11 protein-coding genes are annotated in these 16,219 nt (G+C 56.3%); 9 read left to right on the forward strand and 2 right to left on the reverse strand.

The genetic code is table 11. The features are described 5' to 3' along the window. Positions 1 to 507: 507 nt before the first annotated feature. Positions 508 to 1,101: a YhgN family NAAT transporter gene (locus tag MUU51_RS11330; protein WP_159769561.1), complete on the reverse strand. Its 594-nt coding sequence runs from the start codon at positions 1,099 to 1,101 to the stop codon at positions 508 to 510. A gap of 208 nt (positions 1,102 to 1,309) precedes the next feature. Between MUU51_RS11330 and asd the strand changes: the two genes are divergently transcribed. The 6 genes from asd (at position 1,310) to glgP (ending at position 12,060) form a co-directional block, all read left to right on the forward strand. Next, positions 1,310 to 2,416: an aspartate-semialdehyde dehydrogenase gene (asd, locus tag MUU51_RS11335; protein ID WP_258967784.1), complete on the forward strand. Its 1,107-nt coding sequence runs from the start codon at positions 1,310 to 1,312 to the stop codon at positions 2,414 to 2,416. A gap of 256 nt (positions 2,417 to 2,672) precedes the next feature. Further along, entirely contained in the window at positions 2,673 to 4,859 is a 2,187-nt protein-coding gene (gene glgB / locus MUU51_RS11340) for a 1,4-alpha-glucan branching enzyme (protein WP_258967785.1), read from the forward strand. After that, on the forward strand, positions 4,856 to 6,844 hold the full coding sequence (gene glgX, locus MUU51_RS11345) for a glycogen debranching protein GlgX (RefSeq protein WP_258967786.1): 1,989 nt from the start codon (positions 4,856 to 4,858) through the stop codon (positions 6,842 to 6,844). The genes glgB and glgX overlap by 4 nt, the downstream gene beginning before the upstream one ends. A gap of 22 nt (positions 6,845 to 6,866) precedes the next feature. After that, positions 6,867 to 8,150: a glucose-1-phosphate adenylyltransferase gene (gene glgC, locus MUU51_RS11350; RefSeq protein WP_159769573.1), complete on the forward strand. Its 1,284-nt coding sequence runs from the start codon at positions 6,867 to 6,869 to the stop codon at positions 8,148 to 8,150. A gap of 11 nt (positions 8,151 to 8,161) precedes the next feature. After that, positions 8,162 to 9,595 carry a glycogen synthase GlgA gene (gene glgA / locus MUU51_RS11355; RefSeq protein WP_258967787.1) on the forward strand — a complete coding sequence of 478 codons (1,434 nt, stop codon included), beginning with the start codon at positions 8,162 to 8,164 and terminating at the stop codon, positions 9,593 to 9,595. 17 nt (positions 9,596 to 9,612) lie between these two features. Beyond that, positions 9,613 to 12,060 (forward strand): glycogen phosphorylase, encoded by a 2,448-nt coding sequence (glgP, locus tag MUU51_RS11360; protein ID WP_159769579.1) that lies wholly within the window; start codon positions 9,613 to 9,615, stop codon positions 12,058 to 12,060. An 80-nt stretch (positions 12,061 to 12,140) separates the two neighbouring features. Here the strand turns inward: glgP and glpD are convergent, their stop codons facing one another. Further along, positions 12,141 to 13,649, reverse strand: a complete 1,509-nt coding sequence (gene glpD / locus MUU51_RS11365) for a glycerol-3-phosphate dehydrogenase (RefSeq protein WP_258967788.1) — start codon at positions 13,647 to 13,649, stop codon at positions 12,141 to 12,143. A gap of 191 nt (positions 13,650 to 13,840) precedes the next feature. On the opposite strand from glpD, the gene glpE reads away from it, so the two are divergent. From glpE to MUU51_RS11380, 3 genes are read left to right on the forward strand one after another with little or no spacing between them, the layout of a single operon-like run. After that, a complete protein-coding gene (glpE, locus tag MUU51_RS11370) occupies positions 13,841 to 14,167 on the forward strand; it encodes a thiosulfate sulfurtransferase GlpE (protein ID WP_110511835.1) in 327 nt (108 codons plus the stop codon). A gap of 44 nt (positions 14,168 to 14,211) precedes the next feature. Continuing rightward, positions 14,212 to 15,042 carry a rhomboid family intramembrane serine protease GlpG gene (gene glpG / locus MUU51_RS11375; RefSeq protein ID WP_258967789.1) on the forward strand — a complete coding sequence of 277 codons (831 nt, stop codon included), beginning with the start codon at positions 14,212 to 14,214 and terminating at the stop codon, positions 15,040 to 15,042. 18 nt (positions 15,043 to 15,060) lie between these two features. Further along, positions 15,061 to 15,819, forward strand: coding sequence for a DeoR/GlpR family transcriptional regulator (locus MUU51_RS11380; protein ID WP_110511809.1), 759 nt, complete (start codon positions 15,061 to 15,063; stop codon positions 15,817 to 15,819). The last annotated feature ends 400 nt before the right edge of the window (positions 15,820 to 16,219 follow it).

Here is a 16,219-nt window from a genome sequence, read left to right on the forward strand (position 1 = left end):
TTTTTTCGGCCAGGCCGATGAATCTTATCAAGCGTAGTGGAATCGTTCCGTTCACTTATTGTGGAATGCTTCCGTTCTGTTCGGTGGAATGGTTCCGTTCACTATGACTCCTCTGCTTTTCTGTTACTCCGATGACGGTGAACGTGTAAAGGGGGCTCGCCGCCGCCCCCTTTACAATCCCGGCTCCCGGCAATGAAAATCGCCGCTTCGCGGTGCCCGTGACTTATTGCGTCTGGCTTTCGGGTCGGGCGCAGGTAACATCCCTGTAAGTTGCGCCCTCCGCCCGCTTCCCTGCGGGCGGCCCCGGCCAGCCACAAACGTCACGGCGATTTTCGGCCGGACACAAGGTCAACACCCTCAGTTCCCTCTGGCACCGATTTCTATTGCGGGGTCGCGGGGATTGATAAGGGGCGCGCGAAAGCGCCCCTTATCCCGTTCACGTTCTGCGTGGGTTGCAGAAGGTATCGATCTGATGGTGAACGGAACAATACCTCTAAACTTTAAATATCACCCCTTCATCCACACCCGAATTCCGTCGAGGAACATCTGGGTCGCCAGCATCACCAGAATCAGCCCCATCAGGCGTTCCAGTGCATTCACGCCTTTCTCGCCAAGCAGGCGTAAAAACAATCCCGATTGCAACAGAATCGCCACCGTGCCGCCCCAGGCGAGCAGCAGCGCGATCACTAAATGACTCATCTTATTGGGATACTGATGCGATAGCAGCATCAGCGTCGCCAGCAAAGACGGCCCGGCAACCAACGGAATAGCCAGCGGCACGATAAACGGTTCTTCCCCCGCCGGTAAGCCGTTACTGCCGCCCTCGGCGCTCGGAAAAATCATCTTTATGGCAATCAGGAACAAAATGATGCCGCCAGAGATAGAAACCGTCTCTGCGCTCAGATTCAGGAAGGCGAGAATTTTCTCTCCCGCAAAGAGGAAAATGAGCATGATAAGCAGGGCGATTAATAGCTCACGTATCATGATCGCTCGACGGCGCTTAGGCTCCGTATGCTTCAGCACCGACATAAAAATCGGCAGGTTCCCCAGTGGATCCATAATCAGGATCAACAACACCGCCGCGGAAAGAATTTCACTCATTGCACAGTTCCCTGATAATCGTGTTTTACACGGTAGATACACGTTTAAAATTAACGCGTTAAATAAGTTATGTTACTTAATCATGACCCATTATTGATTTTTTTCACTTGCGACTTTGGCTGCATTTTGTAATGTGAGGGATACCCTGCCTTCTTTTGATAGAAACGGGGTCAGCACAACAGCACACACCTCTGCAGGAACACACGCTATGAAAAATGTTGGTTTTATCGGCTGGCGCGGAATGGTCGGCTCTGTACTCATGCAACGCATGGTAGAAGAGCGCGATTTTGACGCCATCCGCCCGGTCTTCTTCTCCACCTCTCAGTTCGGTCAGGCTGCGCCTGCATTCGGCACTCAGCCTGCCGGGACGCTGCAGGATGCCTTCGACCTGGAGGCACTGAAGGCGCTCGACATCATTGTCACCTGCCAGGGCGGCGATTATACCAACGAAATCTATCCAAAGCTGCGTGAAAGCGGCTGGCAGGGTTACTGGATTGATGCGGCCTCTTCGCTGCGCATGAACGACGACGCCATTATTATTCTGGATCCGGTTAACCAGGCTGTCATTACCGACGGCCTCAATAATGGCGTAAAAACCTTTGTTGGCGGAAACTGTACCGTCAGCCTGATGCTGATGTCCCTCGGCGGCCTGTTCGCAGAAGACCTGGTGGAGTGGGCATCTGTCGCCACCTATCAGGCAGCCTCCGGCGGCGGCGCGCGTCATATGCGTGAACTGCTGAGCCAGATGGGCGGCCTGCATAACTACGTGGCGGATGAACTGGCTAACCCGGCGTCGGCCATTCTGGATATCGAACGTAAAGTCACTGCACTTTCCCGCAGCGGCGACCTGCCTGTCGACAACTTCGGCGTACCGCTGGCCGGGAGCCTGATCCCGTGGATCGACAAACAGCTCGATAACGGCCAGAGCCGCGAAGAGTGGAAAGGGCAGGCTGAGACCAACAAAATCCTCGCGACCCAGAACGTGATTCCGGTTGACGGTCTGTGCGTGCGCATCGGCGCGCTGCGCTGCCACAGTCAGGCTTTCACCCTCAAACTGAAGAAAGACGTATCGATCCCGACCGTGGAAGAACTGCTGGCGGCGCATAATCCGTGGGCCAAAGTGGTGCCAAACGATCGCGACATCACCATGCGCGAACTGACGCCTGCAGCGGTCACCGGCACATTGAGCACGCCGGTCGGGCGGTTGCGTAAACTGAATATGGGGCCGGAGTATCTCTCCGCTTTCACCGTCGGCGATCAGCTCCTCTGGGGCGCCGCCGAGCCGCTACGCCGCATGTTGCGGCAATTAGCGTAACGAAATGAAAAAAGGGGTGCTGAGTCACCCCTTTTTTGTGCCTGCCATCTTATACGTAGATCAGAAATCAGAACTAAATGCGTATACCTGAATATTTACCAGGAGTCAGATAAAGCCTTGGCTATGCTTTAAGGGAGAGGTTTTTCCCTGAGGGTGGGATGACGCAGAAGAGGACGCTTACGGGCTGCGTTGTTCAGGTCAAAAAAAAGTCGCTACAGGTACTGGAAACAGCGGCACCTATAACAGGATGAATAGCATGTCCGATCGTATTGAGAAAGACGTGATTAATGCCCTTATTGCTGGCCATTTTGCGGATCCGTTTTCCGTGCTTGGCATGCATTGCACCGATGCGGGACTGGAAGTCCGGGCCCTGTTACCTGACGCCACCGAGGTGTGGGTCGTCGAACCGAAAACCGGACGCAAGATAGGGCAGCTCGACTGCCTCGATTCACGCGGTTTCTTCTGCGGCGTCATGCCGCGCCGTAAAAACACCTTCCGCTACCAGCTGGCTGTGCTTTGGCACGGGCAGCAAAACCTGATTGATGACCCGTACAGTTTCGGCCCGCTATTGCAGGAGGTGGACGCCTGGCTGCTGTCGGAAGGCACGCATCTGCGGCCTTACGAAACGCTGGGGGCGCACGCCGCGACGATGGACGGCATCACCGGGACGCGCTTCTCCGTCTGGGCACCGAACGCACGGCGCGTGTCGGTGGTTGGGCAGTTCAACTATTGGGACGGTCGCCGTCATCCGATGCGCCTGCGGGCGGAATCGGGCATCTGGGAGCTGTTCATTCCCGGGGCGCATAACGGTCAGCTGTACAAATTCGAGATGATCGACGCGCAAGGTCACTTGCGTATCAAAGCGGACCCGTACGCCTTCGAAGCGCAAATGCGCCCGGAAACGGCGTCGCTGATTTGTGGGCTGCCAGAAAAAATCGAGCAGCCGGAATCCCGCCGGAATGCGAATAATTTTGATGCACCGATTGCCATTTACGAAGTGCACCTCGGATCCTGGCGTCGTCACACCGACAACAATTTCTGGCTGAGCTACCGCGAGCTGGCGGACCAGCTGGTGCCATACGCCAAATGGATGGGCTTCACCCATCTGGAACTGTTACCGATTAACGAGCATCCGTTCGACGGCAGCTGGGGTTATCAGCCCACCGGGTTATATGCGCCCACGCGTCGCTTCGGCACGCGGGAAGATTTCCGCTATTTCATCAATGCGGCGCACAACGCCGGGCTGAACGTCATTCTCGACTGGGTGCCGGGCCATTTCCCCTCCGATGATTTTGCGCTGGCGAAATTTGACGGCACCGAGCTGTACGAGCACAGCGATCCGCGCGAAGGCTACCATCAGGACTGGAACACTCTGATTTACAACTATGGTCGCCGGGAAGTGCAGAATTTCTTAGTCGGCAATGCGCTGTACTGGATTGAGCGTTTCGGTATTGATGCTCTGCGCGTGGACGCGGTCGCCTCGATGATTTATCGCGACTACAGCCGAAAAGCGGGTGAATGGGTGCCGAACGAACACGGCGGGCGCGAGAACCTTGAGGCGATTGAATTCTTGCGCAGCACCAACCGTATTCTTGGCGAGCAGGTGCCGGGCGCGGTGAGCATGGCGGAAGAGTCTACAGACTTCGCGGGCGTTTCACGTCCACCGGATATGGGCGGCCTCGGTTTCTGGTACAAGTGGAACCTCGGCTGGATGCACGACACCCTCGACTACATGAAACTCGACCCGGTGCATCGCAAGCATCATCACGACAAACTGACCTTCGGCATGCTGTACAACGGGACCGAAAACTTTGTGCTGCCGTTGTCGCACGACGAAGTGGTGCACGGTAAGAAATCGATTCTCGATCGCATGCCGGGCGACGCCTGGCAGAAATTCGCTAATCTGCGCGCTTATTACGGCTGGTTGTACGCTTTCCCGGGCAAAAAACTGCTGTTTATGGGCAATGAGTTTGCTCAGGGGCGTGAATGGAATCACGACGCCAGTCTCGACTGGCATCTGTTGAACGGCGGAGACAACTGGCATCACGGCGTGCAGCGACTGGTGCGTGACCTGAACCTGACCTATCGTCATCACAAGGCGATGCATGAACTGGATTACGACAGCTACGGTTTTGAATGGCTGGTGGTGGACGACCACGAGCGCTCGGTGTTTGTGTTCGTGCGCCGCGACCGACAGGGCAACGAAATCATCGTCGCCAGCAACTTCACCCCGGTTCCGCGCCACGAATACCGGTTTGGCATCAACCAGCCTGGGCGCTGGCGCGAAGTGATGAATACCGATTCGATGCACTATCACGGCAGTAATGCGGGGAATGCGGGCGGCGTTCATAGCGATGAGATTACCAGCCATCACCGTCAGCACTCGCTGTCACTGACGCTGCCGCCGCTGTCGACCATCTGGCTGGTGCGGGAGGGAGAATGACTAAACTCACGGCGGGGAAACCGGCGCCGCTCGGCGCATTCTTTGACGGCAAAGGCGTGAATTTCACGCTTTTCTCCGCCCATGCACAGCGGGTCGAACTCTGTGTGTTTGACGAAGACGGCAACGAACGGCGTGAGGATTTACCGGGCCGTGATGGCGACGTGTGGCACGGTTATCTGGCCGATGGGCATCCGGGGCTGCGTTACGGTTTCCGCGTTCACGGGCCGTGGGAGCCGTTGCAGGGGCACCGTTTTAACCCGGCGAAGCTGCTGCTGGATCCGTGCGCGCATCGCGTAGACGGCGAAGCCACGGACGATCCGCTGTTACACGGCGGACACGACAGCCCGGACAGCAGAGACAGCGCCGCGGTTGCGCCGCGATCGGTGGTGGTGGATTTGCACTACGACTGGGGCCACGACGCTTTGCCGCGTACACCGTGGGGCAAAACCGTTATCTACGAAGCGCATGTCAAAGGTTTGACGTATTTACATCCCGGTATTCCAAAAGCGCTGGCCGGGACCTACGGCGCGCTCGCCCATCCGCTGATGATTGCCTACTTCAAAAAGCTCGGTATCACCGCGCTGGAGCTGCTGCCGGTGGCGCATTTCTCCAGCGAACCGCGTCTGCAACGGCTGGGGCTGTCTAATTACTGGGGCTACAACCCGTTGGCGATGTTCGCCGTTGACCCGCGCTATGCGATGTCGGCAAAGAACGCACTGAACGAATTTCGTGACGCGGTTAAAGCGCTGCACGCTGCAGGCATTGAGGTGATTCTCGATATTGTGCTGAACCACAGCGCGGAGATCGATCTCGACGGCCCGACCTTCTCCCTGCGCGGAATCGACAACCGTAGCTATTATTGGATAAGGGACGACGGCGATTACCACAACTGGACCGGCTGCGGAAATACCCTGAATCTCAGCACGCCGGGTTCGGTGGAATATGTGCGCCAGTGCCTGCGTTTTTGGGTCGATGAGTGTCACGTCGACGGTTTCCGTTTCGATCTCGCTTCGGTGATGGGCAGAACGCCCGAGTTTCGACAGGATGCGCCGCTGTTTGAGGCGATTAAAAACGATCCCCATTTGAGCGCGGTGAAGCTGATTGCTGAGCCGTGGGATATCGGTGACGGCGGTTATCAGGTGGGCAACTTCCCACCGCTGTTTGCCGAATGGAACGATCATTTCCGGGATGCGACCCGGCGCTTTTGGTTACAACAAAGCCTGTCGCTTGGCGAGTTCGCCAACCGCTTTGCCGCCTCCAGCGACGTGTTCCAGCGTAATGGGCGTTTGCCGTCCGCCTCGGTCAACCTGGTGACGGCGCATGACGGTTTCACCCTGCGCGACTGCGTCTGTTTCAATCAGAAACACAATGAGGCAAACGGTGAAGAAAACCGCGACGGGACCAACAATAACCATAGCTTTAACCATGGTATAGAAGGGTTAGACGGCAGTCTCGATGTGATTGAGCGGCGACGCGCCAGCGTCCATGCCCTGATGGCCTCACTGCTCTTATCACAAGGGACACCGATGATACTGGCCGGGGATGAACACGGTCATAGCCAGCACGGTAACAACAACGCGTACTGTCAGGACAACGCCTTAACCTGGCTCGACTGGGAAAAGGCTAACGCTGGCATGACGACATTCACGGCTGCACTCATTCACCTGCGTCAGAAAATCCCGGCGCTGACCGACGATCGTTGGTGGCAGGAGGGCGATGGCAGCGTTCGCTGGCTTAACAAGGACGCGCAGCCGCTGAGTGCGGACGAGTGGCAGCACGGTATTCCGCGGATGCAAATCCTGCTTTCGCAGAACTGGCTGATTACGCTCAACGCGTCGCAGGACGTTGCAGATATTGCATTACCGACAGGGGAGTGGCGCGCCATTCCTCCATTCGCCGGAGAGGATAATCCGGTCATCCTGGCTGTCTGGCATGGGCCCGCGCACGGAGTGTGTGTATTCGAAAAGGTCCGCTCGGACGTGTAGCGAGCGAGAAAAGGAGTTAATCATGGTTAGACTAGAAAATAATGATCCTCTGATGTTAGCGCGTCAATTGCCGATCAAATCGGTGGCGCTGATCCTCGCCGGTGGGCGCGGAACCCGACTCAAAGATCTGACGACGACCCGCGCCAAACCTGCGGTGCATTTCGGCGGTAAGTTCCGCATTATCGACTTCGCCCTCTCTAACTGTATTAACTCAGGGATCCGCCGCATCGGCGTGATTACTCAATACCAGTCGCACACGCTGGTGCAGCACATCCAGCGCGGCTGGTCGTTTTTCAGCGAAGAAATGAACGAGTTTGTCGACCTGCTTCCTGCTCAACAGCGCGTCAGCGGTGAAAACTGGTATCGCGGTACGGCAGATGCGGTCACCCAAAACCTCGACGTCATTCGCCGCTACAAAGCCGAATACATCGTCATCCTCGCGGGCGACCATATCTACAAGCAGGACTACTCGCGAATGCTCATCGACCATGTCGAAAAAGGCGCACGTTGCACCGTGGGCTGTATACCGGTGCCCGTTGTTGAGGCAACGGCGTTTGGCGTGATGGCGGTGGATAACGAAGACAAGATTATCGACTTCGTTGAAAAACCCGCTAAACCGCCGACCATGCCGGGTGATGACACCAAAGCTCTCGCTAGCATGGGCATCTATATCTTTGATGCTGATTACCTTTATGGGCTGCTGGAAGATGACGACAAAGAAGCCAACTCCAGCCATGACTTCGGCAAAGATATCATCCCGAAAATCGTTAAAGCTGGCACGGCATATGCACATCCTTTCCCGTTGTCATGCGTGCAGTCAGACCCGGATGCCGAACCGTACTGGCGCGATGTAGGGACCCTGGAAGCGTACTGGAAAGCCAACCTCGACCTCGCGTCGGTGACGCCTGAACTCGATATGTACGACCAGAACTGGCCGATTCGCACTCATATGGAATCTCTGCCGCCAGCGAAATTCGTGCAGGACCGTTCCGGCAGTCACGGAATGACGCTGAATTCGCTGGTGTCGGGCGGCTGCATTATCTCCGGTTCGGTGGTGGTGCAGTCGGTGCTGTTCCCACGCGTTCGGATCAACTCGTTTTGTAATATTGATTCGGCAGTGTTATTGCCGGATGTCTGGGTCGGGCGCTCGTGTCGCCTGCGCCGCTGCGTTATCGATCGTGCCTGCGTGATACCCGAAGGTATGGTCATTGGAGAGAATGCGGAAGAAGACGCTCGTCGTTTCTACCGTTCCGAGGAAGGTATTGTGCTGGTTACGCGTGAAATGCTGCGCAAACTGCAGGGCTGACAGGAGCGATAATGCAGGTTTTACATGTATGTTCAGAGATGTTCCCGCTGTTGAAAACCGGCGGTCTGGCGGATGTGATTGGCGCGTTACCGGCAGCCCAAATTGCCGATGGCGTGGATACGCGCGTTTTGCTGCCAGCCTTTCCGGATCTTCTGCGCGGCGTGACGGATGCCCAGGTTGTGGCTCGTCGCGATACCTTTGCCGGACCGATTTCGCTGTTGTTCGGTCACTATAACGGTGTGGGCGTCTATCTGATTGACGCCCCGCACCTTTACGCACGTCCAGGGAGTCCGTACCACGACACCAATCAGTTTGCGTACACCGACAACGTACTGCGCTTTGCGCTACTCGGGTGGGTGGGCTGCGAAATGGCCTGCGGGCTGGATCCATTCTGGCGGGCGGAAATTGTCCATGCGCACGACTGGCATGCAGGGCTGGCTCCGGCCTATCTTGCTGCGCGGGGCCATCCAGCAAAGTCCGTGTTTACGGTGCATAACCTGGCCTACCAGGGGATGTTCTACGCGCATCATATGAATGAAATTGACCTGCCGTGGTCGTTCTACAACATGCACGGGCTGGAGTTTAACGGCCAGATTTCGTTCCTGAAAGCCGGGCTGTTCTATGCCGATCACATCACAGCCGTGAGCCCGACCTACGCGCGCGAAATTACCGAGCCGCAGTTTGCTTACGGCGTGGAAGGGTTGCTGCGTCAGCGTCATCAGGAAGGCCGGCTGTCCGGCATTCTGAACGGTGTCGACCCGAAAATATGGAGCCCGGAAAACGACTTGCTGCTGACGGCGCGTTACAACCGCGATCAGATCGAGGAAAAAGCCGAGAACAAGCGGCAGCTGCAAATTGCGATGGGACTAAAAGTGAATGATAAGGTGCCGCTGTTTGCGGTGGTCAGCCGCCTGACCAGTCAGAAAGGGCTGGATTTGGTGCTGGAAGCGCTGCCAGGCTTGCTCGAGCAGGGCGGCCAGCTGGCGCTGCTGGGTGCGGGTGATCCGGTATTGCAGGAAGGTTTTCTCGCCGCCGCCGCCGAGCATCCGGGGCAGGTGGGCGTGCAGATTGGTTATCACGAAGCGTTCTCGCACCGCATCATGGGTGGGGCGGATGTGATTCTGGTGCCGAGCCGCTTTGAGCCGTGCGGCTTAACGCAGCTTTATGGCCTGAAATACGGCACGCTGCCGTTGGTCAGGCGCACCGGGGGCCTGGCAGACACCGTGTCCGACAGCTCGCTGGAAAACCTGGCGGACGGTATCGCCAGTGGTTTCGTCTTTGAAGACAGTAATGCCTGGTCGCTACTAAGGGCTATCCGGCGTGCTTTCGTGTTGTGGTCGCGCCCTTCGCTCTGGCGATATGTTCAGCGTCAGGCGATGAGCATGGATTTTAGCTGGCAAGTCGCGGCGACGTCTTACCGCGAGCTTTATCAACGCTTGATGTAATCACAGGAACCATCGCTATGAATGCACCGATTACCTATGCTTCCCCCACACTCAGCGTTGAGGCACTGAAACATTCGATTGCCTACAAGCTGATGTTCACCGTCGGGAAAGATCCGGCTATCGCCAATAAACACGAATGGCTGAACGCCACGCTGTTTGCCGTGCGTGACCGCCTCGTCGAACGCTGGCTGCGCTCCAACCGCGCGCAGCTGTCCCAGGAAGTGAAGCAGGTTTACTACCTGTCGATGGAATTTTTGATTGGCCGCACCCTTTCCAATGCGCTGTTATCGCTCGGGATTTATGACGACGTCAAAAACGCGCTGGAAGGGATGGGGCTCGACCTTGAAGAGCTGATTGGCGAAGAGAATGACCCCGGCCTCGGTAACGGTGGTCTTGGCCGACTGGCGGCATGTTTCCTTGATTCGCTGGCGACACTTGGCCTGCCGGGCCGTGGCTACGGCATTCGCTACGACTACGGGATGTTCAAACAGAACATTGTCGACGGTCGACAAAAAGAGTCGCCGGACTACTGGCTGGAATACGGCAACCCGTGGGAATTTAAACGCCACAACACCCGTTATGCGGTGCGTTTCGGCGGCCGTATTCAGCAGGAAGGTAAAAAATCGCGCTGGGTCGAAACTGAAGAAATCCTCGCGGTTGCTTACGATCAAATCATTCCAGGCTATGACACCGACGCCACCAATACGCTGCGTTTGTGGAATGCGCAGGCCAGCAGTGAAATTAACCTCGGTAAATTCAACCAGGGCGACTACTTCGCGGCGGTGGAAGATAAAAACCATTCCGAGAACGTATCCCGTGTTTTGTACCCGGATGACTCCACCTATTCCGGGCGCGAGCTGCGTCTGCGACAGGAGTATTTCCTCGTCTCGGCAACGGTGCAGGACATTCTGAGCCGTCACTATCAGCTGCATAAAACGTACAGCAATCTGGCGGGCAAAATTGCGATTCACCTTAACGACACGCACCCGGTGCTGTCGATCCCCGAGCTGATGCGCCTGCTTATCGACGAACACAAATTCACGTGGGATGAAGCGTTCGAAGTGACCTGCCAGGTCTTCTCTTACACCAACCACACGCTGATGAGCGAAGCGCTGGAAACCTGGCCTGTGGATATGCTGGGCAAAATTCTGCCACGTCATTTGCAGATCATCTTTGAGATTAACGACTACTTCCTGAAAACATTGCAGGAACAGTATCCGAACGACACCGGCTTGCTAAGCCGTACTTCGATCATCGACGAATCCGATGGTCGCCGCGTGCGCATGGCGTGGCTGGCGGTGGTTATCAGCCACAAGGTCAACGGCGTGTCGGAGTTGCACTCTAACCTGATGGTGCAGTCACTGTTTGCTGATTTCGCCAGTATTTTCCCGATGCGCTTTACCAACGTTACCAACGGCGTCACGCCGCGACGCTGGCTGGCGCTGGCGAACCCGCCGCTATCCGAAGTGCTGGATGAACACATTGGACGCACCTGGCGCACCGATCTCAGCCAGCTCAGCGAGCTGGAACAGCATCTGGATTATCCGCTGGTGAATCAGGCGGTGCATCACGCCAAGCTTGAGAACAAAAAACGGCTGGCGGAAGTTATCGCTCAGCAGCTGAACGTGGTGGTCAATCCTAAGGCATTGTTTGACGTACAGATTAAGCGCATTCACGAGTACAAGCGCCAGCTGATGAACGTGATGCATGTGATAACCCGTTACAACCGTATCAAGGCCGATCCGAGCGCAGAGTGGGTGCCTCGCGTGAATATCTTCGCCGGGAAGGCCGCATCGGCGTATTACATGGCGAAACACATCATTCATCTCATCAACGATGTGGCGAAGGTGATCAACAACGATCCGCAGATTGGCGACAAACTGAAAATCGTGTTTATCCCGAACTACAGTGTCAGCCTGGCGCAGGTGATCATCCCGGCGGCAGATCTTTCTGAACAGATTTCACTGGCCGGAACCGAGGCTTCGGGTACCAGCAACATGAAGTTTGCTCTCAACGGCGCACTGACCATCGGCACGCTGGACGGGGCCAACGTCGAAATGCTGGAGCACGTGGGTGCAGAGAATATCTTCATCTTCGGCAATACCGCTGAAGAAGTCGAAGCGCTACGCGCCAAAGGCTATAAGCCGCGTGATTACTACGACAAAGACGAAGAGTTGCATCAGGTGCTAACGCAAATCGCCACCGGCTTGTTCAGCCCTGAAGAGCCGGGACGTTACCGTGACCTGGTGGATTCGCTGATTAACTTTGGTGATCACTACCAGGTGCTGGCGGATTACCGCAGCTACGTTGACTGTCAGGACAGCGTGGATGAGCTGTATCGCAAACCGGAAGAGTGGACCAACAAAGCGATGCGCAACATCGCCAACATGGGCTACTTCTCGTCAGACAGAACGATTCAGGAGTACGCGGAACACATCTGGCACATCGATCCGGTGCGGTTGTAGCGTTCACTCTCACCCCGGCCCTCTCCTTAAGGGAGAGGGGTAAGGGGAGGGGGGGATGTCAGAATGAAGGGAGTCGTTACCTACGAGGCTAACGACAGTTCAGGCTTTCCCGCGTGTTGTACCAACCACTGTGCGACGCGAGATTGTTCTTCAGCATTGAGCCACATGCCCTGTTTGGTGCGGCGCCAGATGGCGTCGTCCAGGCGGCGGACCCACTCGTGCTCCACCAGATAGCGCAGTTCAGCTTCATAAAACTCATGCCCGAAGTGCTCGCCTAAATCGGCAATCTCTTTTGCCTCGCCGAGGATCCACTCGCTGTTGCTGCCATAGGTGCGCGCGAAATGACGCGCCATCCCTTCACTGATAAATGGATAACGACGGCGCAGCTTCGCGGCGTAATCGTCCCGGTCATCGCCAATCTCACCGCCGGGCAGAATGGAGCCTTTGGTCCACGCCGGGCCGATGCCTTTGTAGTACGGCATCAGTTTTTCCAGCGCGTGCTCTGCCAGCTTACGATAGGTCGTCAGTTTGCCGCCGAACACCGACAGCAGCGGAGCCTGGCCATTCACATCATGAATATCGAGCGTGTAATCGCGGGTGATTGCCTGCGGAGAATCTGACTCATCGTCGCAAAGCGGGCGCACGCCGGAATAGGTCCAGGCAATATCGTCCCGGCTGAGCTGTTTCTTAAAGTGCGCATTGTGCACTTTCAGCAGATAGTTGATTTCACTCTCTTCGATTTCAACGTTTTTCGGATCGCCTTTGTACTCCACGTCGGTGGTGCCGATGATGGAAAACTCATCCATCCACGGGATCACAAACACGATGCGCTTATCTTCGTTTTGCAGGATGTAGGCCTGCTTCTGGGTATGCACGCGTGGCACCACGATGTGGCTGCCTTTAATCAGGCGAATGCCGTACGGCGACGGCAGATGCATTCCGTCATCAAAGAACTGTTTCACCCACGGGCCGGTAGCGTTCACCAGGCCGCGCGCCTGCCAGCTGAACGTCTCGCCGGTATCGATATCTTCCGCTTCGACAATCCACAAACCATTTTCACGGCGCGCAGATGTGGCGCGGGTGCGGGTCAGCACTTCGCCGCCTTTCTTCACCACCATCTGGGCGTTGGCGAGCACCAGACGCGCATCGTCGACCCAGCAGTCGGAATATTCGAAACCGCGCACGATTTGCGGCTTTAACACCGATTCTGCGCCAAAACGCAACCCGGTTGAACCCGGCAGGCTAGTGCGTTTACCGAGATGATCGTACATAAACAGGCCGATACGGATCATCCACGCCGGGCGCAGATGCGGGCGGTGTGGTAAACGAAAACGCATTGGGAAGGCGATGTGCGGGGCCATTTTCAGCAGCACTTCACGTTCGGCCAGCGCTTCGCTCACCAGGCGGAATTCGTAGTGTTCCAGGTAGCGCAGCCCCCCATGAATCAATTTGGAGCTGGCGCTCGACGTGGCACAGGCTAAATCCTGCGCTTCCAGCATCAGCACGGATAGACCACGCCCTGCGGCGTCTGCCGCGATACCGGCACCGTTGATGCCACCGCCTATCACAATCAGATCTTTGGTTTCCATGCTGCGCCCTCGTGCACTTTCGTTAAAGTTCATTAATGTTCGTTATCGCTCATAATAGCAAACAAACGCGCACTTGGTAACATCAAAAAAACATTTCAGAGTGATGCGTGTAACAAATTAGCGTTTCCCTGCCGTCACAAAGTACACTTGACGGTAAACTTCTCCTCCCGGAATGAATGAAAGAGAGCACCATGGATCAATTTGAATGTATTAACGTAGAAGAAGCCCATCAGAAACTGCATCAAGGACGGGCGGTGATGGTGGATATTCGCGATCCGCAGAGCTACGCGATGGGCCATACCCCGGGCGCGTTTCATCTGACCAACGACACGCTGGGCGCGTTTATGCAGGATAACGATTTTGAAACGTCGGTGATGGTGATGTGCTATCACGGCAACAGCAGCAAAGGCGCGGCGCAGTATCTGCTGCAACAGGGCTTTGACCAGGTCTACAGCGTGGACGGCGGCTTTGACGCCTGGCATCGTCATTTTCCGGCGGAAGTGGCACACGGTAACTGAGCAGGTATACTGTCCTCTTTTGTGTGGAATAAGCGACGCTCCGTATGTTGATGATCACCTCCTTTACTAACCCGCGCGTCGCCCAGGCGTTTGTGGACTACATGGCCACCCAGGGCGTAGTGCTGACGATTCAACAGCACACCCAAACCGACGTCTGGCTGGCTGACGAAAGCCAGGCAGCGCGGGTGCAAAACGAACTGGCTCGTTTTCTGGAAAATCCGGCTGACCCCCGTTATCTGGCGGCAAGCTGGGAATCCGGGCATACCAACAGCGGGCTGTACTACAATCGCTTTCCTTTTATCGCCACCCTGAAAAGCAATGCCGGGCCGTTGACCTGGCTCATTATGTGCGCCTGCATTCTGGTGTTTATTGTGATGAACGTGGTGGGCGACCAGGCGGTCATGCTGTGGCTGGCGTGGCCGTATGATCCCTCACAGCAGTTCGAATTGTGGCGCTATTTTACCCATGCGTTTATGCACTTCTCGGTGATGCATATCCTCTTCAACCTGTTATGGTGGTGGTATCTCGGCGGGATGGTGGAAAAGCGCATCGGCAGTGGAAAACTGTTGGTGATAACGGTAATCAGCGCCCTGTTAAGCGGCTTTATTCAGCATAAATTCAGCGGCCCGTGGTTCGGTGGTTTATCCGGCGTGGTATATGCGCTGATGGGTTATGTCTGGCTGCGCGGTGAGCGCGACCCGGAAAGCGGGATTTACCTGCAACGCGGGTTGATTATTTTTTCGGTTCTGTGGCTGGTTGTGGGCTGGTTGGATCTTTTCGGTATGTCGATTGCCAATGGCGCGCACGTAACGGGCCTGGCAGTCGGGCTGGCGATGGCGTTTGCCGATACGCAGAATGTGCGAAAACGAACATAATAATTCCTGGGATCTTGCATGAAACAAACACAACGTCATGACGCGATTATCGAGCTGGTGAAGAAACAGGGTTATGTCAGTACAGAAGAGTTGGTGGAACAGTTTGCCGTCAGCCCGCAGACGATTCGTCGCGATCTCAATGACCTGGCTGAGCAGAAGATGATCCTGCGCCACCACGGTGGGGCGGCATTGCCGTCCAGCGCGGTGAACACTTCATGGCAGGACCGACGCGCCACGCAGGCGGCGGAAAAAGAGCGTATTGCCCGCAAAGTGGCGAGCCAAATCCCGAACGGTGCGGCGCTGTTTATTGATATCGGCACGACGCCAGAAGCGGTGGCCCATGCGCTGATGGAACATTCCGACCTGCGCATCGTGACCAACAACCTTAACGTCGCGAATACATTGATGGTGAAAGAGGATTTCCGCGTGATCCTGGCCGGCGGTGAATTACGCAGCCGCGACGGCGGTATCATTGGTGAAGCGACCCTCGATTTCATCTCCCAGTTCCGCCTGGATTACGGCATTCTCGGCATCAGCGGGATCGACAGCGACGGTTCACTGCTGGAGTTTGATTATCATGAAGTGCGCACCAAGCGCGCGATCATTGAGAACTCGCGTCATGTGATGCTGGTGGTGGATCACTCGAAGTTTGGCCGTAATGCGATGGTGAATATGGGCAGCATCAGTCTGGTGGATGCGGTCTACACTGATGTGATGCCGCCGGCGGGAGTATTGAAGGTGATTGCCGAGAATAATATTCAGCTGGAGTTGTGCTGATATTCGCGCGAGTTCCCTGTTCCTAAAAATTACTGTGGAATTGTTCCGTTCACCAGATGTTCAGCAGGTTCCGTAAACCGTGCAGAACGTGAACGGGATAAGGGGCGCTTTCGCACGCCCCTTATCAATCCCCGCGACCCCGCAAAAGAAATCGGTGCTTCGCACTCCCCGGTCTTTCAGCCATCTGCCTGCGGCCGGCTCTACTCGACTTCCTGTCTCGTTTCGCCTCAGCCCGCCATCCCTGGCGGTCTGACCTTGTCAACTGGCCTACAGCCCGGCGATTTCTGGCGGGGACACAACCGGTGTCAGAGGGAACTGAGGGTGTTGACCTTGTGTCCGGCTGAAAATCGCCGGGACGTTTGCGGCTGGCCGGGGCCGCCCGCAGGGATGCGGGCGGAGG

The sequence above is a fragment of the Scandinavium manionii genome (assembly GCF_024764775.1).
In the GTDB taxonomy this organism is placed as follows: Bacteria; Pseudomonadota; Gammaproteobacteria; order Enterobacterales; family Enterobacteriaceae; genus Scandinavium; species Scandinavium manionii.

Coding starts and splice junctions, on each gene's coding strand:
- MUU51_RS11330 (WP_159769561.1), bottom strand. CDS start 1,101: ATGAGTGAAATTCTTTCCGCGGCGGTGTTGTTGATCCTGATTATGGAT.
- asd (WP_258967784.1), top strand. CDS start 1,310: ATGAAAAATGTTGGTTTTATCGGCTGGCGCGGAATGGTCGGCTCTGTA.
- glgB (WP_258967785.1), top strand. CDS start 2,673: ATGTCCGATCGTATTGAGAAAGACGTGATTAATGCCCTTATTGCTGGC.
- glgX (WP_258967786.1), top strand. CDS start 4,856: ATGACTAAACTCACGGCGGGGAAACCGGCGCCGCTCGGCGCATTCTTT.
- glgC (WP_159769573.1), top strand. CDS start 6,867: ATGGTTAGACTAGAAAATAATGATCCTCTGATGTTAGCGCGTCAATTG.
- glgA (WP_258967787.1), top strand. CDS start 8,162: ATGCAGGTTTTACATGTATGTTCAGAGATGTTCCCGCTGTTGAAAACC.
- glgP (WP_159769579.1), top strand. CDS start 9,613: ATGAATGCACCGATTACCTATGCTTCCCCCACACTCAGCGTTGAGGCA.
- glpD (WP_258967788.1), bottom strand. CDS start 13,649: ATGGAAACCAAAGATCTGATTGTGATAGGCGGTGGCATCAACGGTGCC.
- glpE (WP_110511835.1), top strand. CDS start 13,841: ATGGATCAATTTGAATGTATTAACGTAGAAGAAGCCCATCAGAAACTG.
- glpG (WP_258967789.1), top strand. CDS start 14,212: ATGTTGATGATCACCTCCTTTACTAACCCGCGCGTCGCCCAGGCGTTT.
- MUU51_RS11380 (WP_110511809.1), top strand. CDS start 15,061: ATGAAACAAACACAACGTCATGACGCGATTATCGAGCTGGTGAAGAAA.